Source organism: Micromonospora chokoriensis (assembly GCF_000718555.1).
Taxonomy (GTDB): Bacteria; Actinomycetota; Actinomycetes; order Mycobacteriales; family Micromonosporaceae; genus Micromonospora; species Micromonospora chokoriensis_B.
Genome location: NZ_JOAN01000033.1, coordinates 61,786 through 85,754 on the forward strand (window position 1 = coordinate 61,786; position 23,969 = coordinate 85,754).

General features: G+C 71.5%; 24 protein-coding genes and 1 pseudogene. 11 read left to right on the top strand and 14 right to left on the bottom strand.

The annotated features are described in order from the left end of the window. Positions 1 to 17: 17 nt before the first annotated feature. Positions 18 to 845, top strand: a complete 828-nt coding sequence (locus IF46_RS0130990; RefSeq protein ID WP_030491957.1) for a DUF3152 domain-containing protein — start codon at positions 18 to 20, stop codon at positions 843 to 845. 9 nt (positions 846 to 854) lie between these two features. On the opposite strand, the gene IF46_RS33505 is transcribed toward IF46_RS0130990, so the two are convergent. The 3 genes and pseudogenes from IF46_RS33505 to IF46_RS35830 form a co-directional block, all read right to left on the bottom strand. Continuing rightward, positions 855 to 1,541 (bottom strand): hypothetical protein, encoded by a 687-nt coding sequence (locus tag IF46_RS33505; protein WP_030491958.1) that lies wholly within the window; start codon positions 1,539 to 1,541, stop codon positions 855 to 857. Positions 1,542 to 1,663: 122 nt separating this feature from the next. After that, complete coding sequence (locus IF46_RS35825; protein ID WP_420063607.1) at positions 1,664 to 2,353, bottom strand: S1 family peptidase; 690 nt, start codon at positions 2,351 to 2,353, stop codon at positions 1,664 to 1,666. An 18-nt stretch (positions 2,354 to 2,371) separates the two neighbouring features. Further along, a pseudogene (locus tag IF46_RS35830) lies at positions 2,372 to 2,779 on the bottom strand (snapalysin family zinc-dependent metalloprotease); the annotation flags it as partial. Positions 2,780 to 3,086: 307 nt separating this feature from the next. On the opposite strand from IF46_RS35830, the gene IF46_RS0131005 reads away from it, so the two are divergent. Further along, positions 3,087 to 3,647, top strand: a complete 561-nt coding sequence (locus IF46_RS0131005) for an AMIN-like domain-containing (lipo)protein (RefSeq protein WP_030491960.1) — start codon at positions 3,087 to 3,089, stop codon at positions 3,645 to 3,647. An 18-nt stretch (positions 3,648 to 3,665) separates the two neighbouring features. Here IF46_RS0131005 and IF46_RS0131010 read toward each other — a convergent pair whose 3' ends face one another. The 3 genes from IF46_RS0131010 to IF46_RS0131025 all read right to left on the bottom strand — a co-directional run bounded on the left by IF46_RS0131010 (position 3,666) and on the right by IF46_RS0131025 (position 5,051). Further along, positions 3,666 to 3,962 (bottom strand): hypothetical protein, encoded by a 297-nt coding sequence (locus IF46_RS0131010; protein ID WP_157563701.1) that lies wholly within the window; start codon positions 3,960 to 3,962, stop codon positions 3,666 to 3,668. Positions 3,963 to 4,200: 238 nt separating this feature from the next. Next, complete coding sequence (locus tag IF46_RS0131015; protein ID WP_030491962.1) at positions 4,201 to 4,548, bottom strand: hypothetical protein; 348 nt, start codon at positions 4,546 to 4,548, stop codon at positions 4,201 to 4,203. 188 nt (positions 4,549 to 4,736) lie between these two features. Then, on the bottom strand, positions 4,737 to 5,051 hold the full coding sequence (locus IF46_RS0131025; protein WP_232234223.1) for an L-rhamnose mutarotase: 315 nt from the start codon (positions 5,049 to 5,051) through the stop codon (positions 4,737 to 4,739). A gap of 167 nt (positions 5,052 to 5,218) precedes the next feature. Between IF46_RS0131025 and IF46_RS0131030 the strand changes: the two genes are divergently transcribed. The 6 genes from IF46_RS0131030 (at position 5,219) to IF46_RS0131055 (ending at position 11,459) form a co-directional block, all read left to right on the top strand. Continuing rightward, complete coding sequence (locus IF46_RS0131030; protein WP_030491964.1) at positions 5,219 to 5,899, top strand: response regulator transcription factor; 681 nt, start codon at positions 5,219 to 5,221, stop codon at positions 5,897 to 5,899. Positions 5,900 to 5,911: 12 nt separating this feature from the next. Then, positions 5,912 to 7,369 (top strand): sensor histidine kinase, encoded by a 1,458-nt coding sequence (locus IF46_RS0131035; RefSeq protein WP_030491965.1) that lies wholly within the window; start codon positions 5,912 to 5,914, stop codon positions 7,367 to 7,369. Beyond that, positions 7,366 to 8,265 (top strand): Gmad2 immunoglobulin-like domain-containing protein, encoded by a 900-nt coding sequence (locus IF46_RS0131040; protein WP_030491966.1) that lies wholly within the window; start codon positions 7,366 to 7,368, stop codon positions 8,263 to 8,265. Before IF46_RS0131035 ends, IF46_RS0131040 begins: the two co-directional genes overlap by 4 nt. 136 nt (positions 8,266 to 8,401) lie before the next feature. Beyond that, positions 8,402 to 9,031 (top strand): TetR/AcrR family transcriptional regulator, encoded by a 630-nt coding sequence (locus IF46_RS0131045; protein ID WP_051724284.1) that lies wholly within the window; start codon positions 8,402 to 8,404, stop codon positions 9,029 to 9,031. Between the two features lie 34 nt (positions 9,032 to 9,065). Beyond that, entirely contained in the window at positions 9,066 to 10,559 is a 1,494-nt protein-coding gene (locus IF46_RS0131050) for a DHA2 family efflux MFS transporter permease subunit (protein ID WP_030491968.1), read from the top strand. Positions 10,560 to 10,667: 108 nt separating this feature from the next. Further along, positions 10,668 to 11,459 carry a maleylpyruvate isomerase family mycothiol-dependent enzyme gene (locus tag IF46_RS0131055; RefSeq protein WP_030491969.1) on the top strand — a complete coding sequence of 264 codons (792 nt, stop codon included), beginning with the start codon at positions 10,668 to 10,670 and terminating at the stop codon, positions 11,457 to 11,459. A 44-nt stretch (positions 11,460 to 11,503) separates the two neighbouring features. Here the strand turns inward: IF46_RS0131055 and IF46_RS0131060 are convergent, their stop codons facing one another. The 3 genes from IF46_RS0131060 to IF46_RS0131065 form a co-directional block, all read right to left on the bottom strand. Beyond that, a complete protein-coding gene (locus tag IF46_RS0131060; RefSeq protein ID WP_030491970.1) occupies positions 11,504 to 12,703 on the bottom strand; it encodes an RtcB family protein in 1,200 nt (399 codons plus the stop codon). 128 nt (positions 12,704 to 12,831) lie between these two features. Further along, on the bottom strand, positions 12,832 to 12,957 hold the full coding sequence (locus IF46_RS35585; protein ID WP_269640474.1) for a hypothetical protein: 126 nt from the start codon (positions 12,955 to 12,957) through the stop codon (positions 12,832 to 12,834). 113 nt (positions 12,958 to 13,070) lie between these two features. Then, positions 13,071 to 14,381 (bottom strand): RICIN domain-containing protein, encoded by a 1,311-nt coding sequence (locus IF46_RS0131065; protein WP_232234224.1) that lies wholly within the window; start codon positions 14,379 to 14,381, stop codon positions 13,071 to 13,073. A gap of 160 nt (positions 14,382 to 14,541) precedes the next feature. Here IF46_RS0131065 and IF46_RS0131070 point away from each other — a divergent pair, with 160 nt between their 5' ends. Continuing rightward, positions 14,542 to 15,729 (top strand): spore photoproduct lyase family protein, encoded by a 1,188-nt coding sequence (locus tag IF46_RS0131070; RefSeq protein ID WP_198041574.1) that lies wholly within the window; start codon positions 14,542 to 14,544, stop codon positions 15,727 to 15,729. On the opposite strand, the gene IF46_RS0131075 is transcribed toward IF46_RS0131070, so the two are convergent. After that, positions 15,730 to 16,566 carry a M15 family metallopeptidase gene (locus IF46_RS0131075; protein ID WP_232234225.1) on the bottom strand — a complete coding sequence of 279 codons (837 nt, stop codon included), beginning with the start codon at positions 16,564 to 16,566 and terminating at the stop codon, positions 15,730 to 15,732. 288 nt (positions 16,567 to 16,854) lie between these two features. Between IF46_RS0131075 and IF46_RS0131080 the strand changes: the two genes are divergently transcribed. Beyond that, positions 16,855 to 17,892 carry a LacI family DNA-binding transcriptional regulator gene (locus tag IF46_RS0131080; protein WP_030491974.1) on the top strand — a complete coding sequence of 346 codons (1,038 nt, stop codon included), beginning with the start codon at positions 16,855 to 16,857 and terminating at the stop codon, positions 17,890 to 17,892. A 105-nt stretch (positions 17,893 to 17,997) separates the two neighbouring features. On the opposite strand, the gene IF46_RS0131085 is transcribed toward IF46_RS0131080, so the two are convergent. The 3 genes from IF46_RS0131085 to IF46_RS0131095 all read right to left on the bottom strand — a co-directional run bounded on the left by IF46_RS0131085 (position 17,998) and on the right by IF46_RS0131095 (position 20,891). Then, positions 17,998 to 18,837: a peptidylprolyl isomerase gene (locus IF46_RS0131085; RefSeq protein ID WP_232234226.1), complete on the bottom strand. Its 840-nt coding sequence runs from the start codon at positions 18,835 to 18,837 to the stop codon at positions 17,998 to 18,000. A 70-nt stretch (positions 18,838 to 18,907) separates the two neighbouring features. Then, positions 18,908 to 20,116, bottom strand: coding sequence for a D-alanyl-D-alanine carboxypeptidase family protein (locus tag IF46_RS0131090; protein ID WP_030491976.1), 1,209 nt, complete (start codon positions 20,114 to 20,116; stop codon positions 18,908 to 18,910). A 46-nt stretch (positions 20,117 to 20,162) separates the two neighbouring features. Continuing rightward, positions 20,163 to 20,891: a MerR family transcriptional regulator gene (locus tag IF46_RS0131095; protein WP_030491977.1), complete on the bottom strand. Its 729-nt coding sequence runs from the start codon at positions 20,889 to 20,891 to the stop codon at positions 20,163 to 20,165. 166 nt (positions 20,892 to 21,057) lie between these two features. Here IF46_RS0131095 and IF46_RS0131100 point away from each other — a divergent pair, with 166 nt between their 5' ends. Next, the gene (locus IF46_RS0131100) at positions 21,058 to 23,352 is read left to right on the top strand and encodes an ATP-binding cassette domain-containing protein (protein WP_030491978.1); all 2,295 of its coding nucleotides are present in this window, start codon (positions 21,058 to 21,060) and stop codon (positions 23,350 to 23,352) included. Positions 23,353 to 23,411: 59 nt separating this feature from the next. On the opposite strand, the gene IF46_RS0131105 is transcribed toward IF46_RS0131100, so the two are convergent. Continuing rightward, positions 23,412 to 23,831, bottom strand: a complete 420-nt coding sequence (locus IF46_RS0131105) for a protein-tyrosine phosphatase family protein (protein WP_030491979.1) — start codon at positions 23,829 to 23,831, stop codon at positions 23,412 to 23,414. Between the last annotated feature and the right edge of the window lie 138 nt (positions 23,832 to 23,969).

Here is a 23,969-nt window from a genome sequence, read left to right on the forward strand (position 1 = left end):
CGCGCGAGGGGAGAGACATGTCAACGAAGGTTACCCGCCGATGGCGGTCCGCCTCGATGGCGTCGCTGCTGGTGGCGATGCTCGCCGGATGCGGCCTGCCGACCGCCGGGCAACCCACCGCCGATCCGGTCAAGGCCGGATCGGCGCCCAACCGGTCGACCACCGGCGGCGGTCGACCGACCGGAGTCGGTCATTTCGGACCCAGCCCCACGCCCGCCACCCCAGTCAGCTACCCCGCCACCGGAGGAAACCGCTGGTCGGTCGCGCCTGGCGAGACGAAGCCCGGACGTGCGACCGGCGGCCAGTTGCTGCGCTACCGGGTCGCCGTGGAGCGGGACATCCAGGGCCTGCCTGCGGCTGACATCGCCACAGCGATCACCGCGATCTTGAACGACCCACGCGGGTGGACGGCGGGCGGGGACTGGCGGCTACGCCGGGTGGGGCCCGACGACTCGACCGACTTCACCATCTACCTGGCGACCCCTGGCACCCGCGACACCCTCTGCCAGGACATACCGGAGGGCTACACCTCGTGCCGCAACGGTGACAAGGTGGTGCTCAACGTGGCGCGCTGGGTCAAGGGCGTGCCGGGTTACGGCGCGAGCCTGGCCACCTACCGTCAGTACATGGTCAACCACGAGGTGGGGCACAAGCTCGGGCACGGCCATGAGCGGTGCCCGGGGCAGGGCCGGTCCGCGCCGGTGATGCAGCAGCAGACGCTGGGCCTGCACGGCTGCACCGCGAACGCCTGGCCGTACCCGGATGGCTCGGACCGCTACAGCGGGCCGGTCGGGGCGTACGACGACGAGATCCCGCGGCGCGAGGGCGCCTACCCGGCGCACTGAGGCCGTGCCTCAGGTGCGGCGGTGGCGCTCCTGTTCGAGTCGCTCATCCAGGCGACCCATCTCGTAGATGGCGTTGAGGCTGGTCGGTAGCCGGCTGACATTTTCCGGCGCCGGGCCCGATTCCGGCGGGCCAGGATCCGGAACGGGGTCAGGGTCCGGCGCGGGTACGGGTGCGGGTACAGGTGCGGCGACGGCCGGTGCGGCAGAGGGGGCCGGGGCACGGCGGCGCAGGAGCAGCACTGCCAGCACCGCGAGAACAGCCACGACCAGCAGGTACGGCCCGGGGGGCCAGGCGTCGCGGGCAGGGTTGGCGAGCGGCGGCGGGGTAACCGGCGCGGGGGTGTCGCCGACGCGCAGGGGCACGGCGGCCTCGCGGGTGCCGTTGCCCTCGCCAGCAGTGGGGCGATCAGGGGCGGCGGGTGCGGGAGCACCGGCCGTCGACCCGGCGGGCGCGGGGATCGCGATGGGCTCCACCGGGCTGGGCTGACCGGCGACCGGTGGCCTACTCGGCGTGGACGTCGCGGTGGGGGTGACGCCCGGCGTGGGAGCGACGCTCGGCGAGCTGCCGCCACCGAGCAGGTCGTCGACGATCTGGCCGACGCCACCCAGGAGGTCACCGACCGGATTCGGGGTGGCCGACGGGGACGGCGCGGGCGAAAGGGCAAGGGTCAGCGCGAGGACGACAGCGGCAGGCATGGGTCCACCTTCGATGTGCCGATATGCCACGCACCGTATCGCATGGTGGGATCGCGTGGGTAACACGACCACCCCGGGCGGGGGCGTCTGGCGCCCACCCCCGCCCGCGGTGTCCCTGGTGGTCAGACGGGCAGACCACCGACCTGGGTGGAGATCCAGGACCGGATCGACGGCAGGTCGACGTAGATGGACGGCCCGGTGGCGCAGGTGGAGTTGTTGTTGCCGGCCCGACTCGTCGCGCCGATCAGGTTCCACACTCCGTTGACCCGGCGCACCTGCGGCCCACCCGAGTCCCCGTAGCAGGCGCCGGAGTTGCCGTTGGTGTTGTTGGTGCAGATCTCGTACGGGCCGTTGATGCCGGAGCATCGGCTGTCAGCCACGATCGACGTGTCCAACTCGTTGGCCACCGCCGGGGCCGACCCGCACCCCCGAGGGGCGCAGGTCTGGCCCCAGCCGATGATCCGGGTGGCGGTGCCGACCGCGCCGGAGGCGCTCGGGATCGGCGCCGGCGCGTACGCCACCGAGCTGGCCAGTTGCAGCAGCTTGACGTCGACGCTCGGGTGGTTGACCGCGCGGGACACCCCGACCACCGTGCCACCGCTGGTCCGGTTGATGCTGCCCACCCGCACTGAGGACGGCGTCGAGCAGTGTTTGGCGGTGACGGCCCAGTTGCCCTTGATCAGCGTGCCGGTGCAGCCGGAGACGTACACCATGAAGGGGTAGTTCTCGGTGGCCGGCCGGCCGCCGACCACCGTCGGGCCGAAGTCCGAAGCGCCGTTCCAGGTGTACGTCGTACTGGCCGGCGCGGCCAGGGTGCCGGCGAACAGCGAGTTCACCCGGCTCGCCTCGGCCGCGCTGGGGTTCGCGTTGCGGCAGGAGACCGGGGCGCTGCTGCCGGACATCAGGTCGGAGCAGAGGCCGGTGCGCCGGTCCGGCAGGCCCAGGATGTGGCCGACTTCGTGGGTGGCGATGCGGGTGCGGTCGTAGCCCTGGTTGACGGCCGTGCGGCCCATCCAGATCCGACCCGAGCCGAGGCCCGTCGGTTGCGCGCGGGGCCAGCCGTCGTCGACGTAGATGGTGATGCTGGCCGGCGTGCCGGCCAGGAGGCGGACGTTGCTGACCCGACTGTTCCAGATCTGCGCCGCCTGGTCGAAGTTGGTGCGGAACTCGCCGGTCCGGCTCGCGTCGTAGTAGACGGTCCGGACGGCGGCGGCCGGCGCACCGGTGGTGAGCTGCACCCCGGCCGCCGCCAGGATCGCCGCCAGCATGGCCAGCGCGGCACGTCGCACTTGTCGTCGAAACATCACGCACTCCCCTGCGCTCGTCCGGCGACCACCGGCCGCCGGTCATCGATGTACGTAGATGTTAATGTGACGGCCGTCGATGTTCGGCATAGCGGAAGCGTCATACCGGCCAGCCCGACGGCTGTTACTCAGCGGTTACGCCGCGGCGACGCGTCGGTGCCGAGACAGGACCACGGTGGCGGCAGAGGGTCACCGGCAGTGCCGCCGCGACGTGGCCCCGGTACCGAACGGAGAAACCACGATGAGGATCAGGAGCGCACTGACCGCGTTGGCGGTCGTCCTCGCCGGACTGGTCGCAAGTGCGGGCAGCAGCACTGCGGGCACCGCGACCGGGGCGGCCTACTGCGGGATCACCTGGGGCAGCGCGGAGAAATCGGCCGGCGCGCTGAGCGACGCCCCGCTGACCGACGTACGGACCGGCCGGCACGACTGCTACGACCGGGTGGTGTTCGAGTTCGCCGGCCCGGTGGACGGTTACGCGATCGGCTACGGCGAGACGTGGACCGAGGGCGAAGGCTTGGCGCTGTCGCCGTACACCGCCGGGGGCGCCCTGCTGCGGGTCTCACTGCGGGCCCCGGCGTACGACGACGACCACCTGGGCACCGTGCCCTACGCGGTCGGTGAGCATGTCGCAAACCCGCTGCGCTACCCGACACTGCGTGACGTCGTCTTCGGTGGCAGCTTCGAGGGTTACAGCACCTTTGCGGTCGGCGTACGGGCTCGGCTGCCGTTCCGCGTGCTCGTGCTCGCCGGCCCGGGCACGCACAGTCGGGTCGTGCTCGACGTGGCCCATCAATGGTGACCAGAATCGCGAGCGGGATCAGTAGGGACGGTAGACGAACGTCGCCCAGAAAAGTGGAACGGCGGCCAACGGTGCCACGCACAAGGCACCAATGCGCACCCAGGGCGGCAGGCTGGCCCTGAGGGCCAGGACGATGGCCGTCGCGCCGTAGCCGCCCGCCAGTAACGCGGTCGGGAGCAACGCCAACGGCTCGGGCCCGCAGTCCGCCGGATCCTCAACGAATGGGGGCCGGCAGGGCTCGGACGGGAATATGGCCGTGACAAGCGTGAGGCCCGACAGGCACAGGATCGGCAGCAGCGGGACCGCCAGCAGCACGAGTGCGACGACTACCCCGACGCTGGTGTGGCGCTGCGGTGCCGTCCCGCGCTCGTGCCTGGCGGCACCGCCCCAGCTCCCATGGTCAGCCACCGTCGCCCCCGCGATGCCTGGGTGATCCGTTGTCACGCCGGATCACTCGGATCCAATCTCGACACTCGCATCGTAGTGCAGCCCACACAACACGGAAGGTGAGCAACGACCGACTGCGCGGACGGTGCCGTGAGCGGACGAAGTGTCAGCTGGCCCGGTAGCTGAGGAAGAGGCCCGGGGCCCAGCTGTGGAAGTTGTTGAGCTCGTACCCCGGGCCACTGCAGTCGGGGGTCCGGTAGCCGGGAACGCTTTGGAAGCCGCCGCTCCAGGGGAACGCCCAGGTCGCCTTGGCCGGGAGCGGGTGGCAGACGCCGTCAGGCGTGGCCAGCCTCCCGACCACTTCGGTTGGATAGCTCGAGTAGAAGACCAGGCCCTGGTCGGGGCTCTTGACCGGCTCCCCAGCAGCCGCTGGCGACGCCGGCACCGTCACGGCCAGCGTGGTGATCAGTGCGGCGGCGAGACCCGCGGCGATCCGATCGGCGACTCTGCGCATGACTGTCCTCCCGGGACTAGATTTATCGAGCCGTGTCGATGCTCCGCCCAGAAAGTTTAGGTGTCAAGTAAAAGACATCCCTCAAGGCTCCCTCTTCGCCTCGTCGATCATGAAGTTGTGGTGGGCGACAAAGCGGGTACTGAACGCCAAACCAGGCACCACAACTCCATGATCGACGCGACCAACCGCTAGGCCTCGTCGGGCAGGTGCCAGACCTCCTGCATCGGGGCCCAGAAGTCACCCGATCCACGCTCGGTGAGCGACTCCTGACACGGGTCGGTCAGCTTCCACCACTCCTGCGTCTGCGGGTCGGCGGCAATCAGCCGCTGGTCGGCCTCGTAGTCGTCACCGACGTACTCGTAGTAGCCGAAGAGCAGGTCGTCGTGGAGGAAGATGGTGTAGTTGCGGAAGTTCGCCTTTCGCAGCGTCTCCTCGACGCTCGGCCACACCTCGGCGTGTAGCCGCAGGTAGGTCTCCCGCTGCTCCGGGCGGAGTCGGATCACGCAGCCATGACGTTGCACGTGGTGCCCTTTCGTGTGAGCTGATGCAGGGGTGCCGAAAATCACCTGACCGTAGCGGTTGGACGGTGCCCGGCGGAGGGCCAGCCGGCCGTCGATGCCGACCGTTCTACCAGGACTACGTACGGTGGCAGCGGGTCTACCCTCAGGTGATGGAGGGCCGCGTGCTCGTCGTCGAGGACGACTTCTCGATCCGGGAGGTCACCGCCCTCGGTCTGCGCCGCGCCGGCTTCCGGGTCGACACCGCCATCGACGGGCGACACGCCCTGGCGGCGTTCCGAGCCCACCCGGTCGACCTCATCGTGCTCGACATCATGCTGCCGGGCCTGGACGGTCTGGAGGTCTGCCGGGAGATCCGGCGCACCAGTCAGGTGCCGATCCTGATGCTGACCGCGCGCACCGACACCATCGACGTGGTGGTCGGGCTGGAGTGCGGCGCGGACGACTACCTTCGCAAGCCCTTCGACCTGCCCGAGTTGGTAGCCCGGGTCCGCTCGGTGCTGCGCCGGGCGAGCGTGCCGGCTCCGTCGACAATCATCGAGGTCGGTGGCCTGGAGATCGACCCGGGCGGCTTCGTGGTCCGCCGGCACGGCCGGGAGGTGGCGCTGACCTCGACCGAGTTCCGCCTGTTACTGGAGCTGGCCCGCCGACCCGGCCAGGTCTTCACCCGGGAGTTGCTACTGGACCTGGTCTGGAACCACGACTTCCTCGGCGACTCCCGCCTGGTCGACGTCGCGGTGCAGCGGCTGCGCGCCAAGATCGAGGACGACCCGGCGCAGCCACGGCTGATCCGGACCGTACGCGGCGCCGGCTACAAACTGTCCGCAGGCTGACGGGAGGCGGCGATGGCCGGACGCGCGGTGCTCCCCGGCCGCCTGCGGCGCCGGCTGACGATCGCGTTCGTCCTGGTCGCTGGCGTCTCGGCCGGGCTGCTCGCCGGCGGTACCGGGCTGCTGCTGCGGCAGTCCTGGTGGGACGCGTCGCTGCACGAGGCCGCCGCCGACACCCGCTATCAACTCGTCCTCGCCGGGCAGTTCCTCCCGCTGACCGAGCAGCGCAGCACCGAGCTGCTCACCAGCTTCGAGGCCAGCGGTCGGCACGTGGTGCTCGTCGACGGCCCGACCCGCGCCTCGCACCCCGCGTACGCCCCGGTGCTGGGCACCCGGTTGCGGGCCGTGGTCGCGGACGGGCGGCTCGGCTACCAGCGCTCCGCGCCGACGCAGCGTCCTCGGTTGCTGGTGGTCGGCGGGCGCATTCCCGGCTCGACCGCCGAGCTGTACGTGCTCACCGTGGAGGACGACGTCGCCACCGACCTGGCTCAGCTGCGTACCGCGCTCGTGGCCGGCTGGGTGCTCGTGGTGTTACTCGCCGCCGGGGTGGGTCACGCGCTGGCCCGCCGCACGTTGGAACCGGTCAGCCGGGCCAGCCGGGCCGCCCGAGCCCTCACCGAGGGCCTGCTCGCCACCCGCCTGCCGGTACGCGGGCGAGACGAGTTCAGCGTCTGGGCGGCCACATTCAACGAGATGGCCGAGGCGCTGGAGTCGAAGATCGCGGCGCTGTCGGCCGCGCAGGCCCGTGAGCGGCGGTTCACCGCCGATGTCGCGCACGAGTTGCGTACCCCGGTGACCGCTCTGGTGGCTGCGGCGTCGCTGCTGCGCGAGCACCTCGACCAGCTGCCCGACGACGCTCGGCCGGCCGCCCGGCTGCTGGTCGGCGACGTGGTCCGGCTGCGCCGGCTGGTCGAGGACCTGATGGAGATCTCCCGGTTGGACACCGGGCGGGAGCAGCTGGCCGTCGGGCCGGTCGACGCGGTGGCGCTGCTGCACGGCATCGTCGCGGCGCGTGGCTGGTCGCAGCGGGTACGGGTCAGCGGTGCTCCGGTCGCGTTGCGCACCGACCCGCGTCGGCTGGAGCGCGTGCTGGCCAACCTGGTCGCCAACGCGGTCGAGCACGGCGGTGGGGAGATCACGGCCACCGTGGCGGGCGTAGGCCCGCTTGTCGTCTTCGACGTCACCGACCAGGGGCCGGGCATCCCGGCGGAGCATCTGCCCCGGGTGTTCGACCGGTTCCACCAGGTCGACCCGTCCCGCTCCGCGCCGGGCAGTGGGCTCGGGCTGGCCATCGCGCGGGAGCACGCCGCTCTGCTCGGCGGGGAGCTGAGCGTGCGCAGCGCACCGGGCGACGGCACCCGATTCCGGCTGGCGCTGCCCGCCGACGGTCCCGCCGGACCGCACGGCGACGTGCCGTGCCCGGTCGACCGCGCCGACGCGGGTCCGGCCGGCCGGGCGGGCGGTGCCGGATGAGACGCCGCGGCAGGGTCGGGCTCGGCGTACCGATGCTCGTCGTGACGCTCCTGCTCGGCGGCTGTGGCACTCCCCGCTCCGGCGATCTCGGCCCGGCGCCCGCCGCGCCGCCGACGAGCGCCGCACCCACCGACCGCCCGGATCCCACCCCGACCCCGACCGCCGCGCCGACGCCGCCACCCACCGACCGACCTCCGCGTCCGTCGGCGTCGGCGTCCACCGGTGAGCGCCGGCCGGACACGGTGACCATCGAGCTGTGGTACGTCCGCGCCGGGCTGCTCGTGCCGACCCGACGTACCCGGCCGACCACCGTCGCGACGTCCCAGCTGGCACTCACCGAGCTGGCCGCCGGGCCAGCCCCGGCCGAGGCCGCCGCTGGGATGACCACTCTGCTGCCGGCCGGCGTCGAGGTCACCCGGATCGTCGACGGCGTGGCGACGCTGCGGGTCCCGGCCGCTGACGACCCCGGGCAGCGGCGGCTACGCGAGGCGCAGGTGGTCTGGACGCTCACCCAGTTCCCCACCGTGCGTCAGGTTCGCCTCGACGGCGCAGCCCCGGTCGATCGGGCGGACTACGCGGACCTGCTGCCACCGATCGTGGTCACCGGCCCGATCCCTGGCGAGCGGGTCGCCACCCCACTCGTCGTCACCGGCACCGCCAACGTGTTCGAGGCCACGGTGAGCGTCCGGGTGCTAGACGCCGCCGGCCGGCAGGTGGCCGCCGGTTTCGGCACCGCCAGTTGCGGCAGTGGCTGCCGGGGTGGCTACCGGGTGGTGGTCGGCTGGCGCACGGCCCGCGAGCAGAAGGGCACGATCGAGGTGTACGAGGTCTCCGCCCGCGACGGCACACGGATCAACACGATGGCCGTGCCGGTGGTCCTGACTCCCGGCGGCTGACCACCGCGTTCACCTGCCGGCATCCCTGCGGAAACGCGATCGTTTCGTCGACGCCGTGCGACGCAACTCACGAACACCTGCACGATCCCATTGCCGCGAACTAGTGTCGGTACGACATCGTTTCACGGGGGTCGGGATGCTGGGTGGTCAACAGGTGGGCGCGGGTGCTGGAGTGCCGGCCGCCCGGGCTCCGCGTTGCACCGACAGCGACCTGTTCACCGTGGTCACCGACCTGCTGCGCGAGGTCGGCTACGACCGGATGACCATCGACGCCGTCGCCGCTCGCGCCCACGTCAGCAAGGCCACCATCTACCGGCGCTGGGACGGTAAGGCGGAGTTGGTCGTCGCCGCCCTGCGCGACCGGCACGTGGATGTGCACAACCCGCCCGATACCGGCTCGCTGCGCGGAGACCTGATCGAGTTGCTGCGGGCCACGGCCGCGATCTGCACGGCCGACTGTGACCTGATGCAGGCGTTGACCTTCGCCATGCGGACCAACCCCGAGCTGGAACGCCTGGTACGCCACCAGGTGCTGCCGGCCGGGCGGGTGGCCACCACCGCCATCCTGGTCCGTGCCGCCGCCCGCGGGGAGATTCCGCCGGAGGCCGGCGAGCGGGAGTTGTTCCACGATCTGGCACCCGCGCTCACCATGTCCCGCATCGTCGCGCATGGCCTGCCCGCCGACGACGCGTTCCTCACCCAGGTCGTCGACCAGGTGCTGATCCCGGTGCTCCGCTATCAGCACGACTGCCCATCTCAGGCCTGATCTCACCGACATTCGCAACACGGAAGGCTTCACCATGCCCGGAACCACCTCGACCGCCCCCGGTGCGCCCAGCGCCGGCGCGTCGACAGGCGCACCGCACCCGCGGCGCTGGATCGCGCTGGCGGTCATCGCGGTCTCACAGTTGATGGTCGTCCTGGACGCCACCATCGTGAACATCGCGCTGCCGCACGCCCAGGCCGACCTGGGGATCACCGACGCGAACCGGCAGTGGGTGATCACCGCCTACACGCTGGCCTTCGGTGGTCTGCTGCTGCTCGGCGGTCGCATCGCCGACTACTGGGGGCGCAAGCGCACCTTCCTGGTCGGGATGACCGGTTTCGCGCTCGCCTCCGCCCTGGGCGGTCTGGCCACCACCGGTGAGATGCTCTTCGCCGCCCGCGCGTTGCAGGGCGCCTTCGGCGCGCTGCTCGCCCCGGCCGCGCTGGCGCTGCTCACCGTTCTCTTCACCGAGGCCACCGAGCGGGCCAAGGCCTTCGCGGTGTACGGCGCGATCGCCGGCGGTGGGTCGGCCGTCGGTCTGCTGCTCGGCGGGGTGCTCACCGAGTACGCCGACTGGCGCTGGTGCCTGCTGGTCAACATCCCGGTCGCGGCCGTCGCCATCGCCTTCGCGATCCCGCTGGTGCCGGAGAGCCGGGCGCACGGCAACACCCGTTACGACGTACCGGGTGCGATCGTGGTGACCGCCGGCCTGGTCTCCCTGGTCTACGGCTTCACCAAGGCCGCCGAGGACGGCTGGGATGCCACCGCGACGCTCGGTTTCATCGCCGCGGGTGTGGCGCTGCTCGCCGCCTTCGTGGTGATCGAGCTGCGCTCCAGCCACCCGCTGCTGCCGCTGCGGATCCTCCTTGACCGCAACCGGGGCGGGGCGTTCCTCACCTCGACGCTGATCGGCGCCGGCCTGTTCGGGGCGTTCCTCTTCCTGACCTTCTACTTCCAGGTGGTGCTGGAGTACAAGCCCTTCGAAGCGGGTCTCGCGTCGCTGCCGGTCACCGTCGGTGTGCTGATCGCGGCGGGTGCCGCCAGTCAGCTGATGCCTCGGTTGGGTGCCAAGCCGCTGATGGTCGCCGGCGCGGCGCTCGCCGCCCTGGGCATGCTGGTGCTGACCCAGATCGACGTGGACACCTCGTTCGTCACCCACCTGCTGCCCGCTCAGCTGATCCTGGGCCTGGGCCTGGGCTTCACCTTCGTCCCGTTGTCCAGCCTCGCCCTGGTCGGGGTGCCGGAGCACGACGCCGGCGCGGCCAGCGCGACGCTCAACGCCACCCAGCAGATCGGCGGCTCGCTCGGCACCGCGCTGCTCAACACCTTCTACACCAGCGCGGTCGCCGCCTACCTGGTCGGCCGGGCGCCGACGCCGGTCAATCAGGTGGAGGCGCTGGTGCACGGCTACCGCGTGGCCTTCGGCTGGGGCGCGGCGCTGATCGTGCTCGCCGGAGTGGCCACCCTGGTCCTGGTGAAGGTCCGCAAGGAGGACATCCCGACCGGCAACACCGTGCACATGGGCTGAGCTGACCGACGAGGCCGCCGGCCGGACCGCCCCGACCTGGGGTGGGCCGGCCGGCGGCCTCGTCCGGTAACGTCCCGAGCATCGTCGAGAGTCCGTTTGAGGAGATCCATGTCGACCCCTGCTGACCAGATCATCACCGCTCTGCGCGCGGGCCACGAGGAGCTCGCCGCGCTCGTACGCGACCTCAAGGAAGACGACCTGCTCCGGCCGTCGGGTGCCAGCGAGTGGCAGGTGTCCCAGGTGCTGAGTCACCTGGGCAGCGGCGCCGAGATCACCCAGGCCTCGCTGGACGCCGCCCGCACCGGCGCGCCGGGCCCGGACGGGGACTTCAACCGCAGCGTCTGGGCGCGCTGGGACGCGATGTCCCCGGCCGAGCACGCCGCCGGGTTCCTCGCCGTCAACGAGCGGCTGGTCGAGGCGTACGAGGCGCTGGACGCCGAGACCCGGGCCTCGCTGCGGATCGACCTCGGCTTCCTGCCGGAACCGGTCGACCTGGCCACTGCGGGCCGGTTCCGGCTCAGCGAGTTCGCCCTGCACCAGTGGGACGTCGAGGTGGCGTTCAACCCGTTCGCGGCGGTGACGCCGGGGGCGGTGGCGCTGCTGCTCGACCAGGTCGGCGGCATGCTGGCCTGGACCAGTCGGCCGCAGGAGCTGGCCGGGCGGGAGGCGACGCTGCTGGTCCGGCTGCATGCGCCCGAGCGGGCGTTCGGGCTGCGGCTGGGCGAGAAGGTCGAGGTTGTCGACGCGCCCGAGCAGCCCGACGGCGAGTTGGTCGCCCCGGCCGAGGCGTGGCTGCGGCTGGCGACCGGTCGGCTCGGGTCCGCGTACACCCCGGAGGCGGTGCGGGTGACCGGCCCGGTGACCCTCGACGACCTGCGCCGGGTCTTCGTCGGGTTCTGAGGCGCAACCGCGCGGGCCGGGGGTGACCCGGCCCGCGCGACCTCTCAGCCCTTCACACAGACCACCTGCTTGAGGTGCGCGACCACCTCGACCAGGTCCTCCTGCTGGGCCATCACCTCGGTGATGTCCTTGTACGCGCCGGGGATCTCGTCGACCACCCCGGCGTCCTTGCGGCACTCCACCCCGGCGGTCTGCGCGGCCAGGTCCTCGGTGCTGAACGTCCGCTTGGCCTGCGCCCGCGACATCCGGCGCCCCGCGCCGTGCGAGGCCGAGCAGTACGCGTCCGGGTTGCCCCGACCCCGCACGATGTACGACCCGGTGCCCATCGACCCGGGGATGATGCCCAGGTCACCCCGGCCGGCCCGGATCGCACCCTTGCGGGTGACCAGCACGTCCACCCCGTCGTAGGTCTCCTCGGAGACGTAGTTGTGGTGACATGAGATCGGCTCGTCGTAGCTGACCTGCGGGAAGTGCTCGCGCACCACGCCGCAGAGCAGGGCCAGCATGACGGCCCGGTTGCGCCGGGCGTACTCCTGCGCCCACCACAGGTCCCGCCGGTACGCGTCCATCTCCGGCGTGCCGGCGAGGAACACGGCCAGGTCCCGGTCCGGAAGGTCGACGTTGTGCGGCAGGCCCCGCGCCACCCCGATGTGCCGCTCCGCCAACTCCTTGCCGATGTTGCGGGACCCGGAGTGCAGCATCAGCCAGACCCGGCCCTCGTCGGCGCCACCCTGCTCCAGGCAGACCTCGATGAAGTGGTTACCCCCACCGAGGGTGCCGAGCTGCCGCTGCGCCCGCGTCTCCAGCTGCGCCACCCGCCGGTCCAGGCCGGCGAACCGGCCCCAGAAGTCGTCCCACCCCGCCTGCTCCAGACCACGGACCCGACGCGTGTCGACCGAGTCCTTGCGCTGGGTGAAGCCGACCGGAATGGTGGCCTCGATCGAGGAACGCAGCCCGGCCAGATCGTCCGGCAGGTCGGCGGCGGTCAGCGAGGTGCGTACCGCCGACATCCCGCAGCCGATGTCGACGCCGACCGCGGCCGGCGAGACGGCCTGCCGCATCGCGATCACCGAGCCGACCGTGGCGCCCTTGCCGAAGTGCACGTCGGGCATGACGGCGACACCCTGCACCCAGGGCAGCGCGCCGATGTTGCGCAGCTGCTTGGCGGCCTGCGCTTCGATGGCGTACGGGTCGGTCCAGACCCGGACCGGTGCCCGGGTGCCGGCGAGAGGGGTGAATCCCATCGCGGTCTCCTTCTGTCGTGCGGTGACCGATAGTGATCATATTTCGGCCGCCAGCGGCGGTGCGCGGATACGAAAGGGCCGCCCAATCCCGGTGGGATGGGCGGCCAGCGGACGCGTCAGCGTCGGCGTCAGTCGCGCCACCCCGGCTCGTTGCCCCGCAATGGGCAGTAGGCACGGGTTTTGGCGGTGGTGCGCAGAGGGTTGCCGGCGGGGAGCAGGCACCACAGGGCATCGGTGCGGACGCGTCGCGACATGGTGTACTCCCTCCGGGGTTGATCGGTTGACGTTGCGCTGACGACAGTAGGAGTGCGGCGGCGAGTCCGCAATGGATATTGCCGCCGAGGTGTCGTCACAGCCGAGGCCAGCCCTACGGCTGTGGCACCAGCCGGAAGGACTGCGCCGCCGTGCCGTTGCAGGTGTACTGGACGAGCTGGACGCTGTCCGCCGTCGATGCTCCCGGCACGTCGAGACACTTGCCGCTGGAGCGGTTGACCAGCCGGTAGTAGCCGCCGCCCTCGGATTCGGCCCGCCACTGCTGGTTGTTGCCTCCGCTGTAGGACCAGAGTTGGATCGGCGCGGAGTCAGCGGTCGACCGGTCGGTCACGTCGAGCACCTGGGCGCTGTTGTTGCGGTTGTTGACCCGCAGGTAGCCGCCGCTGGTCGGCACGAACTGGTACTGCTGCGCGGCGCTGCTGTTGCAGGCGTACTGCTGGATGGCCGTGCCGTTCGCGCTGGCGGCGGCCCGGGCGTCCACGCACTTGCCGTTGCCCCGGTTGACCACGGTGTGCCAGGCGGTCGGCGAGATGGTGCCGTCGGTCGGCGGGGGCGTCGTCGGGGGGACGGTGCCGACGCCGGCGAGCCAGTGCAGGCCGTCGATCAGCAGACGGTTCTGCTGGGCGCTGTCGAAGGTGGAGGACAACCCGGTGTTGGTGCTGTAGTTCATCGCGTTGTGGCCGAAGTTGGCGTAGAGCATCTTGTACTGCCGGTTGCTCCAGACGAGCGGGTAGTAGCCGCCGTACCAGGACTGGTTGGGGTCGGTGCCGACCGGGAAGCTGGACGGGTCGACCGAGGCGAGGATGTCGATGTTGGGGTTCTGCCGCAGGTCGTTGCTCCAGGAGTACCACTCGCTGATCGCCGACGGGAAGGTCGCCGGGAGGTTGCGGGTGGCGGCGTGGGTGCGGTTGTCGGCGCGCAGCGTGACCCGGGTGGGTCCCCAGGTGTTGGTTTGGAACGAGCCGGTGCCGAGGAAGGTGTTGTAGTACCAGCTCCAGCTCGACGGGTTGGTGGTGAACGCGCTCACGTGGAAGCCGAACCACCCCCCGCCGTTCTGCATGTACTGCTGGAACGCGGCACGTTGCCCGGCGGGCGGCGCGTCGTCCAGGAACATGATGACCTTGTACTGGGCCAGGTTGCCGGTGTTCAGCAGACTCCAGTTGTTGGTGGCCTCCCAGGAGAAGCCGTATTGGGCGGCGGCCTGCGGGAACCAGGCCCGGGCGTCCTTGACGAAGTCGATGTGCGCGGCGTCCCAGGTGCCGTTGTAGAAGGCCAGGACCTTGAACGTCGGCGCGGCCTGCGCGCCACGCGAGGCGTTGACCGCGAGACCGCCGGCCAACGCGACGACCAGGGCGACGACCAACGACAAGATCCGTCTGGTACGGGAGGAGAGTGCTGTGATCACCTGATCGCCCCTTCGCTGGGGACGCGCGCCGCCGCGTCAACTGAAACAATCTGTTCACAAGGTTTACAGATAGATGAAAGGTTATTCCTCCCGTTCGGTGGCGTCAATCGCAGACCGACCGCCCGGGTGGGATTCCTGCGGCAACGGGTACCCCGGCCGGATGACCAGCCCGGATGCCGTCGACGTCGACCAGCCGCTCGCCGTGGACGTGCCCGCCGCGCCGCACGACGCCAGCGGCGAGTGGGTGCCGACCCGCGACCTGGCCGGCCTCGCGCCGCCGACCCGGCCGGCGCGCCGCTGGACCCCGGGCCGCGTGGTGGTCACCCCGGCCGCGCTAGAGCACCCGCACGGCCAGCGAATCGTCGCGCGGGTCCAGGAACTGGGCATCGAGGTGGAACAGCTGCGCGCCAACCGGCTCACCGGGGTACGCGCTCAGACCGACCGGGAGACCTACGCGCGGGCCAAGGCGACCATGGCGATCGTGGTGAGCCCACCGTCGCGGCGCACCCTGCAACCCATCGCGCCGAGCGCCGACTGGCGGGTCGACCTGGCCGAGGGCTGCCCGGCGCACTGCCAGTACTGCTACCTCGCCGGCTCGCTGTCCGGCCCGCCGGTGACCCGGGTGTACGCGGATCTCGACGACATCCTCGCCGGGCTGAGCGCGTACGCCGGGCGTGGGACGGTGACCAGCCGCAACGCGCGGCGTGCCGACGAGGGCACCACCTTCGAGGCGTCCTGCTACACCGACCCGCTCGCCCTGGAGCACCTGACCGGCAGCTGGCGGCGCGCGGTGCAGCACTTCGCCGACTGGGACGCCCCCGTGCAGCTGCGCTGGACCACCAAGTACGCCGACGTGGACACCTTCGTCGGGCTTCCGCACGCCGGCCGTACCCGGGTCCGGTTCAGCGTCAACTGCGCCCCGGTAAGCGAACGGTTCGAGGGTGGCACCGCCCGGGTGCCGGACCGACTGGCCGCGCTGCGCCGGCTCGCCCTCGACGGCTACCCGGTCGGGCTGACCATCGCGCCGATCATCGCGCTGCCCGACTGGCGGGAACGCTACGGCGAGTTGCTCGACCAGGTCCGCGCGGCGGTCGACGGGGTGCCGGACCTGGACCTGACCGCCGAGCTGATCACCCACCGGTTCACGCCGGGCAGCAAGGAGGTGTTGCTCGGCTGGTACCCGCGCACCCGGCTGGAGATGGACGAGGAGTCCCGCACCCGCAAGCGCGGCAAGTTCGGCGCGGTGAAGTACGTCTACCCGCGCGACACGATGGCCGAGCTGCGCGACTGGTTCACCACCGAGCTGACCGCCCGCGTCCCCGCCTGCCGGATCCTCTACTGGACCTGATCAGCCGACCGAGGAGCGGGCGACCGGGGCGGCGAAGAACGTGTCCGGGTACGGCTCGTCGCGCAGGCTGTAGTGCCACCACTCGCGGTCGTAGTTCACGAACCCGGCGTCGGTCATCAGCCGCTGCAACAGCCGTCGGTTGTCCCGCGCAGTGCCGGTGATGCGCGGGTCGGCGGTGTGCGCGCGGGAGTCGAAGCAGTCGAAGCCCGTACCCATGTCGATGCTGTTGTCGGCGAAGCGCTGCCCGCGCGGCGCGGTGCAGGCGACAAGCGGTTGCCCGGCCCGGTACGGAGGTTGGCTGGCGGCGGGCTCGTCGGTGAGGGTCAGGTCCATGGTGCTGCCGCGGCTGTGCGCGGTGGGCGCCCCGATGTAACCCTCGGCGAAGAGCTGGTCCTTGGCCACGTCCGGGTAGAACTCGGCCTTGGTCTGCTGCTCACCGGGTCGTTTCGCCCACTCGACGAAGTCGTCCACGGCCGGCTGCGGGCGGTAGCAGTCGTACACCTTGAGGCTGTGGCCACCGGCCAGCGCGGCGTCCTGGACGCGGCGCAGCGCCTCGGCCGCCTGCCGGGTGAGCAGGCACAGCGGCTCGCGGTAGCCGGTGATCGGCCGGCCGACGAAGTTGTGCGGCGTGGCGTAGCGGATGTCGGCGTGGATGCGCGGGTCGTGGTCGGTCAACACCACGAACCCCGGCAGCGGGGCTGCGCCGGATTTCGACGGGGTGGGCGTGGGGCTCGCCGACGTCGGCTGCGGCGCGGCCGGCGCGGGACGGGATTCCGGCCGCGAGCAGCCGGCGAGCAGCGCGGCGAGCGCGAGCACGACAGCCAGGCGGTGGCGCACGAGTCCTGTCTATCAGTCCAGTCGGTAGGGGTCTCAGAAAGCCGGCCGTTGGCCACCCGGATTTGACGAAAGTCGAGTCGATCTAGGATCGCCCGCCGAGGCAGTGAGCGAAAGTAGCCGAAAAAGCTCCGGAACTTTTCCGCAACTCCGGCGAAAGTTCAGCCGACCTGGCATGTCGTTAACCCCTACCGGTGAGGCAAGATGACCCGTGGAACGGGCACGCCGTTCCGGGACACACGGTGGACGACGTCTTGTGGTCGTTCCTCCGGCTCGGTGAAGGAGACGCGGGTGGGCGCGGACGACGGACGCAGGGTGACCATCACCGCGATCGCACGGGAGGCCGGGGTGTCGGTGCCGACCGTGTCACGGGTCCTCAACGGTCGCTCCGATGTGGCTCCGGACACCCGCGAACGCGTCGAGGAGTTGCTGCGCCACCACGGCTACCGGCGTCGCACCAGCCGCAGCGTTCGCCGTGCCGGCCTCGTCGACCTGGTCTTCAACGACCTGGACAGCCCCTGGGCTGTGGAGATCATTCGGGGCGTGGAGGACGTCGGGCACGGCGCGGGCGTCGGCACGGTGGTCTCCGCGATACACCGGCAGCCCACCGCGGCCCGGCAGTGGTTGCAGAACCTGCGCACCCGAGCCACCGACGGCGTCATCTTCGTGACCTCGCACCTGAGCCCACCGCTGCACGCGCAACTGCGCCGCCTCAACGTGCCGGTGGTGGTCGTCGACCCGGCCGGCGTGCCAGCCATGGACGTGCCGACGATCGGTGCCACCAACTGGGCCGGCGGGCTCGCCGCGACCGAACATCTGCTCGCGATCGGGCACCGGCGCATCGGCTTCGTGGCTGGGCCGACGCACCTGCTGTGCAGCCGTGCGCGGCTCGACGGTTACCGGGCCGGGCTGGAGGCCGCCGGGGTGCCGGTGGACGACAAGCTGATCTACCCGGGCGATTTCTACCACGCCTCCGGGTTCGCCGGCGGGACCGCGCTGCTCGACCTCGCCGACCCGCCGACCGGCATCTTCGCCGCCAGCGACCAGATGGCCTTCGGCGTCTACGAGGCGATCCGACGTCGAGGGCTGCGCGTCCCGGACGACGTGAGCGTGGTGGGCTTCGACGACCTGCCGGAAGCCCGCTGGGCCTCACCACCGCTGACCACCGTGCGCCAACCGTTGGTCGAGATGGGACGGTTGGCGGCCCGGACCGTGCTGCGCCTGGCCCAGGGCGAGGGCATCGACTCGCCCCGGGTGGAGCTCGCCACCGAGTTGGTCGTGCGCGACAGCACCGCCGCCCCGCCGACCGGCTCGCCCGACCCGGCGTGACGGCCTGAACTGCCCCGGGAACCGGTTGGATCGCTTCCAATCAATTCCCGAAAGTTCCGCCGAGCGCGGTGGACGACCGACGGTCACCCACCGCGCTCGTACAGGTCAGTGGTGGTGGTGCGAGCGGACGGCCTTACGGATGGTCACCGGCAGCGCGGGCGAGCCGTCGACAGGAGCCGGGTCCTCGGCGGTCGGGGCCACTCCCCCGGCGGCGATCCGATCCAGGGTGGCCAGGCCGGGCCCGTCGACCTCGCCAAAGATCGTGTAGTTCGGGCGCAGCGCGGAGTTGGCGTAGACCAGGAAGAACTGGCTGCCATTGGTGTCCGGCCCGGCGTTTGCCATGGCCAGCACGCCCCGGGCGTACACCCGGCGCTCCCCGGTCGGGTCGGTGGGCGCGGGCGGCAGGTTGGTCGGCAGCTCGTCGCGGTAGCGGTACCCCGGGCCGCCCTCGCCCGTGCCGGACGGATCACCACACTGCAGCACGCTCAGCGTGGGGTACGCGGTGAGCCGGTGGCACGGGGTGCGGTCGTAGAAGCGCTTGCCGACCAGGTGCAGGAAGCTCTGCACAGTGCACGGCGCGGCGGCCCGATCCAGGGTCAACCCGATCGGCCCGTGATTGGTCGCCAGGGTCACCCGCACACTGCCCCGGGCCGGGGTGCGACGCGGGTCGGGCGGCAGCGGCACCGGCCGGGCCGCGGGCTCGTCCGGGGTCTCGGTGTACGCGCACGGGCCGTGGGTGGTGCGCGGTGCTCGGGTGGCGGTGTCCGAAACGGTGGACGGCGCGGCGGAATCGCTGCGGGCGTCGGCCGGCGCGGCGACCGCGCTGACGGACGCGCCGACGACAAGCGCCCCGGCGAGCACGGTTACCCCCGCGAGGCGGGTCAGGGCGCGCACCGGCCGGCGGGGTGCCGCCACTGCGGTGCGCGGTTCGAGTTCACTCGACACAGGGATCCTCCTGGACTGGTGGTGCCGCAAAGCCCGGAGTCTATGGAGGACAACGCTCGATGTCGATCCGTCAGGGCAACCGGCGGCGACGCCGCCACAGCAGGCCGCCCAGCAACGCCAGCACCACCGCGCCGCTCGCCGCGGTCACCGACCAGAGCCACCCCGAGCCGGTACGCGCGGGCCCGCTGGCCGCCGCCGGCCTTGGCGCACCGGGTGCCGCCAGCGCGGACGGTGCCGCCGACGGGGTGGCGGTCAGCTCGCCGGGCTCGACCAGCCGACCCACAGCGGCGTCCCGAGGCAGCGTGAAGCCCCAGTCCAGGAGGGCTGCGCCCTGCTCCCAGCCGCGTGCCGGCGCCGAATCGGCACCCAGCAGGGTCACCACCAGCCGCCGACCGCCGCGTTCCGCCGCCCCCACGTAGGTGTGCCGGGCCAGGTCGGTGAACCCGGTCTTGCCGCCGAGCGCACCCGGGTACCGGTAGATGAGCTGGTTGTCGTTCTGGATCTGAAAACCCTTGGTGCGTTGCGCCCGCTGGGCCGGGATCGACGCCTGCTCGGTCAGCGCGTACCGGCGGAAGGCCGGCTCGGCGAAGCAGACCCGGGCGATCAGCGCCAGGTCGTACGCGCTGGTGAACTGCCCCTTGCCGTCCAGCCCGGACGGGGTGACCGCGTGCGTCTGCAGCGCGCCGAGGTGGTGCGCCTGCTCGTTCATGGCGCGTACGCCGGCGGCGGTGTCCGTCCCACTGCCGAGTCGGGCCAGCGCGTTGGCGGCCTCGTTGCCGGAGTTGAGCAGCAACCCGAGCCAGATGGTCTCGATGGTGTACCGGCCGCCCGCGACCAGACCCACGGCCGAGGAGCCGGGTTCGATGAGCATGTCCGCGTCGGTGACGGTGACCGTCTGCTTCGGGTCGAGCTTGGGCAGCATCGTGGCGGTCAGCAGGAGCTTCTGCACGCTCGCCGGTGGGCCGTACTCATGTGGGCCGCAGCCGCCGAGCACCTGGCCGCTGTCGAGGTCGGCGACCAGCCACGAGGTGGCGGTGACCCCCGGTGGCGCGGCGACGCCGGCCGGTACGACCAGGCCGGCCGTGTCCAGCGCCGCGCCGCCGACAACCCGCTGTGCGGGCACGGCGGGCGGGGGCGATGGTCGGGGCGGGCGGGACGTCGCCGGCGTCGGAACCCGGGGGCATCGCACCATCGGCGCGGCGGACGCTCCCGCCGCGCCGACCGGCACGGGAGTGAGCAGAACGGCGGAGGTCGTGGCCGCCAGCAGCACAGCTCTCATGTGCCCGACCCTAGTCAGGCGGATCGCCCGCCGGGACGGGAGCCGGTCAACAAGCGTCACCGCGACCGGCCAGGTAGTCGTGCAGGGCGGCACTGCCCCGCAGCCGGCGCAGGCTGCGCAGGTGCAACTCCTGCTCACGGCGGGCCAGCTCGGCGCGGACCCGCTGCGCGCTGCCGGTGGTGCGCAGCTCGCCCAGCACCGCCGCGATGATCTCGAAGGGGTACGCGCCTCGGCGCAGCAACGCGATCACCTGCGCGGCGCGCAGCTCAGCCTCGTCGTACACCCGGTAGTTGGTGCCCGGGGTGCGACCCGGCCGCAGCAGCTCGCGCTGCTCCCACAGCCGCAGCTGCGAGGTCCGGACCCCGACCAGGGCGGCGACCTCGCCGATGCGGACGCCGTGGCGTGGTGTCGGCCGGGCGTCCGGTGGGCTGGCCAGCACGGTCTCGAAGGCGCCGAGCACCCGGCGGATCTCGGCGCGTTCCCGGTCCAGTTCGGCATGGCCGCCGTCGAGCGCCGCCATCGCCGCCGGCAGGTCACCCCGGTGCACCGCCGCCATGATCTCCCGGGTACGGCTCCAGCCGTGCCCCTCGGCCAACCGCCGCGCCACGGTCAGCGCCCGGGCGTGCTCGGTGGTGAAGATCCGGTAGCCGCTGGCGGTGCGCCGCGTCGGCGGCAGTACCCCCAACTCGACGTAGTTGCGCACCTGCTGCACCGAGATCCCGACGGTGGCCGCCAGGTCCACGGCGCGTAGCCGATCCTGCGAGGCGACGTCCACGCGAGCAACCGTACCGCTTACGACGTGATTTGAGACTTTCCGGGGCGTCCTGCAACAGCCCACGCTCGAATGTCGGCGAAAGTCTCTACGTGGGGATGAATGAGACAATAGAACCCGCAAGTGCTCGGCGGGAGAAACTCCCGCCACGATTCCGTGAAGGGTTCGCATGTCGCAGCCAGCATGGTCCGCCGCCGACAGCCACGACATGATCGAGGTACGCGGAGCGCGGGAGAACAATCTCGCCAGCGTCTCGGTCGACATCCCCAAGCGCCGGTTGACCGTCTTCACCGGCGTCTCCGGGTCGGGCAAGTCGTCGCTGGTCTTCGGCACCATCGCCGCCGAGTCCCAGCGCATGATCAACGAGACCTACAGCGCTTTTCTCCAGTCGTTCATGCCGAATCTCAACCGGCCGGACGTCGACTCGCTGCGCAACCTCAGCGCGGCCATCGTCGTCGACCAGGAACGGATGGGCGTCAACTCCCGCTCCACCGTCGGCACCGCCACCGACGCGTACGCCATGCTGCGGATCCTCTTCAGCCGGCTCGGCCAGCCGGCGGTCGGCGGCGCCGGGGCGTTCAGCTTCAACCTGCCCGAAGGCATGTGTCTCACCTGCGAAGGGCTGGGCCGCGTCTCCGACCTCGACGTCAACGAACTGGTGGACGTCGAGCGGTCCCTCAACGACGGCGCGATCACCGCGCCCAACTTCGCGGTCGACTCCTGGTACTGGCAGACGATCGTCAGCTCCGGCCTGTTCGACCCGGACGTCAAACTCCAGGACTTCACCGCGCAACAGTGGGAGGACCTCCTCCACAAGCCGTCCACGAAGATCAAGGTGGGCAGCAACAACTGGACGTACGAGGGCCTGGTCGTGAAGATCAAGCGGCTCTACCTGGCCAAGGACCGCGAGTCGATGCAGGCCCACACCCGCGCCTTCGTCGACCGGGCGTTCACCTTCACCACCTGCAAGGACTGCGACGGCACCCGACTCAACGCGGCGGCCCTGTCGTCGCGCATCGCCGGGCGCACCATCGCCGACTGCTCGGCGATGCAGATCAGCGACCTGGCGACCTTCGTCCAGAGCATCGACGACCCTCAGGTAGCGCCGCTGGTCGCCAACCTTCGCGAACTGCTGGACTCCCTGGTCGAGATCGGGCTGGGCTACCTCAGCCTGGACCGCGAGTCGGCGACCCTGTCCGGCGGTGAGGCGCAACGGGTGAAGATGGTCCGGCACCTCGGCTCCAGCCTCTCCGACGTCACGTACGTCTTCGACGAACCCACCGTCGGCCTGCACCCGCACGACATCGCCAGGATGAACGACCTGCTGCTGCGGCTGCGCGACAAGGGCAACACCGTGCTCGTGGTGGAACACAAACCGGAGACCATCGCCATCGCCGACCACGTGATCGACCTCGGCCCCGGCGCCGGCACCGACGGTGGGCGGATCTGCTTCACCGGCGACATCCCCGGCCTGCGCCGCTCCGACACGCTCACCGGCCGACACCTCGACCACCGGGTGACCCTGCGCGCCGAGGTACGCCGACCCACCGGGCAACTCGCCATCCGCCAGGCCGACCTGCACAACCTGCGCGACGTGGACGTCGACATCCCGCTCGGGGTGCTCACCGTGGTCACCGGCGTGGCCGGCTCCGGCAAGAGTTCCCTGATCCACGGTTCGCTGCGCGGCCGGTCCGGGGTCGTCATCGTCGACCAGTCCCCGATCCGCGGCTCACGACGCAGCAACCCGGCCACCTACAGCGGGCTGCTCGACCCGATCCGCACCGCCTTCGCCAAGTCCAACGGGGTCAAGGCCGCGCTGTTCAGCGCCAACTCCGAAGGCGCCTGCCCAGCCTGCAAGGGGATCGGGCTCATCTACACCGACCTGGCGATGATGGCCGGCGTGGCGAGTGTCTGCGAACGCTGCGAGGGGCGACGCTTCACCGACGAGGTGCTCACGTACACGCTGCGCGGCAAGAACATCAGCGAGGTGCTCGCCATGTCGGTCACCGAGGCGTACGCGTTCTTCCCTGGTGGTCCGGCGCACGCCATCCTCGGTCGGCTGGTCGACGTCGGGCTGGGTTACCTCAGCCTCGGCCAACCACTGACCACCCTGTCGGGCGGCGAGCGGCAACGACTCAAACTCGCCATCCACCTGGCCGAGAAGACCACCACGTACGTCCTGGACGAGCCGACCACGGGCCTGCACCTGGCCGACGTGGACCAACTGCTGGCCCTGCTCGACCGGATGGTCGACGCCGGCAACACGGTGATCGTCATCGAGCACCACCAGGCGGTCATGGCACACGCCGACTGGCTCATCGACCTGGGGCCGGGCGCCGGGCACGACGGCGGTCGCATCGTCTTCACCGGCACACCGGCCGAGCTGGTCGCCACCGGCGACACCCTCACCGCCGACCACCTCCGCGAGTACGTCAGCGAACCGGCGGTGGTCGGCCTGGGGTGACACCGTTGCGTCGCGGCCCGTCCGGAGCGCTGCGCGGGCGCTTGCCTGCGGGCGGGCGGTCAGGTGATGCGGCGCAGCCAGCGTCGCTGCCAGGGGGTCTCCACTGCCTTCGGGTGGTAGCCGGCCCGAACCCACGGCACCGCTCGCTCGACCGGCAGACCGTCGAGGATCGCCAGCGCGGCGAGGGCCGTTCCGGTACGACCCCGCCCACCCCGACAGGCCACCTCGACGCGTTCACCACCGTGCGCCCGCCGCAACGCCTCCCGCAGGGCGTCGAGGGCTTCGGCGCGGTCGAGCGGCACCCAGAAATCGGGCCACCGGATCCGCCGGTGCGGCCAGGCTGGCTCCGGGCCAGGCGCCAACAGCACGGCGAAGTCGGCGGGCGAGGTCGCGGCAGCGATGCGGCGTCCGCGCACCATCGCCCCACTAGGGAGTACGAGTACGCCCGACTGCTCGGACCACGGCTGCGCGTCAGTCACCCGGACATTGTGCCGCCACCTGCTGGCAGCCGTGCGTAGACAGCGCCGCCCCCGACCTTGTGGGCCGGGGGCGGCGCTGGTGTCGGTGTGCAGGTCGCCTCTCGGCGAGTGGCACGACGCGGCTCCAGCCGAACGGTA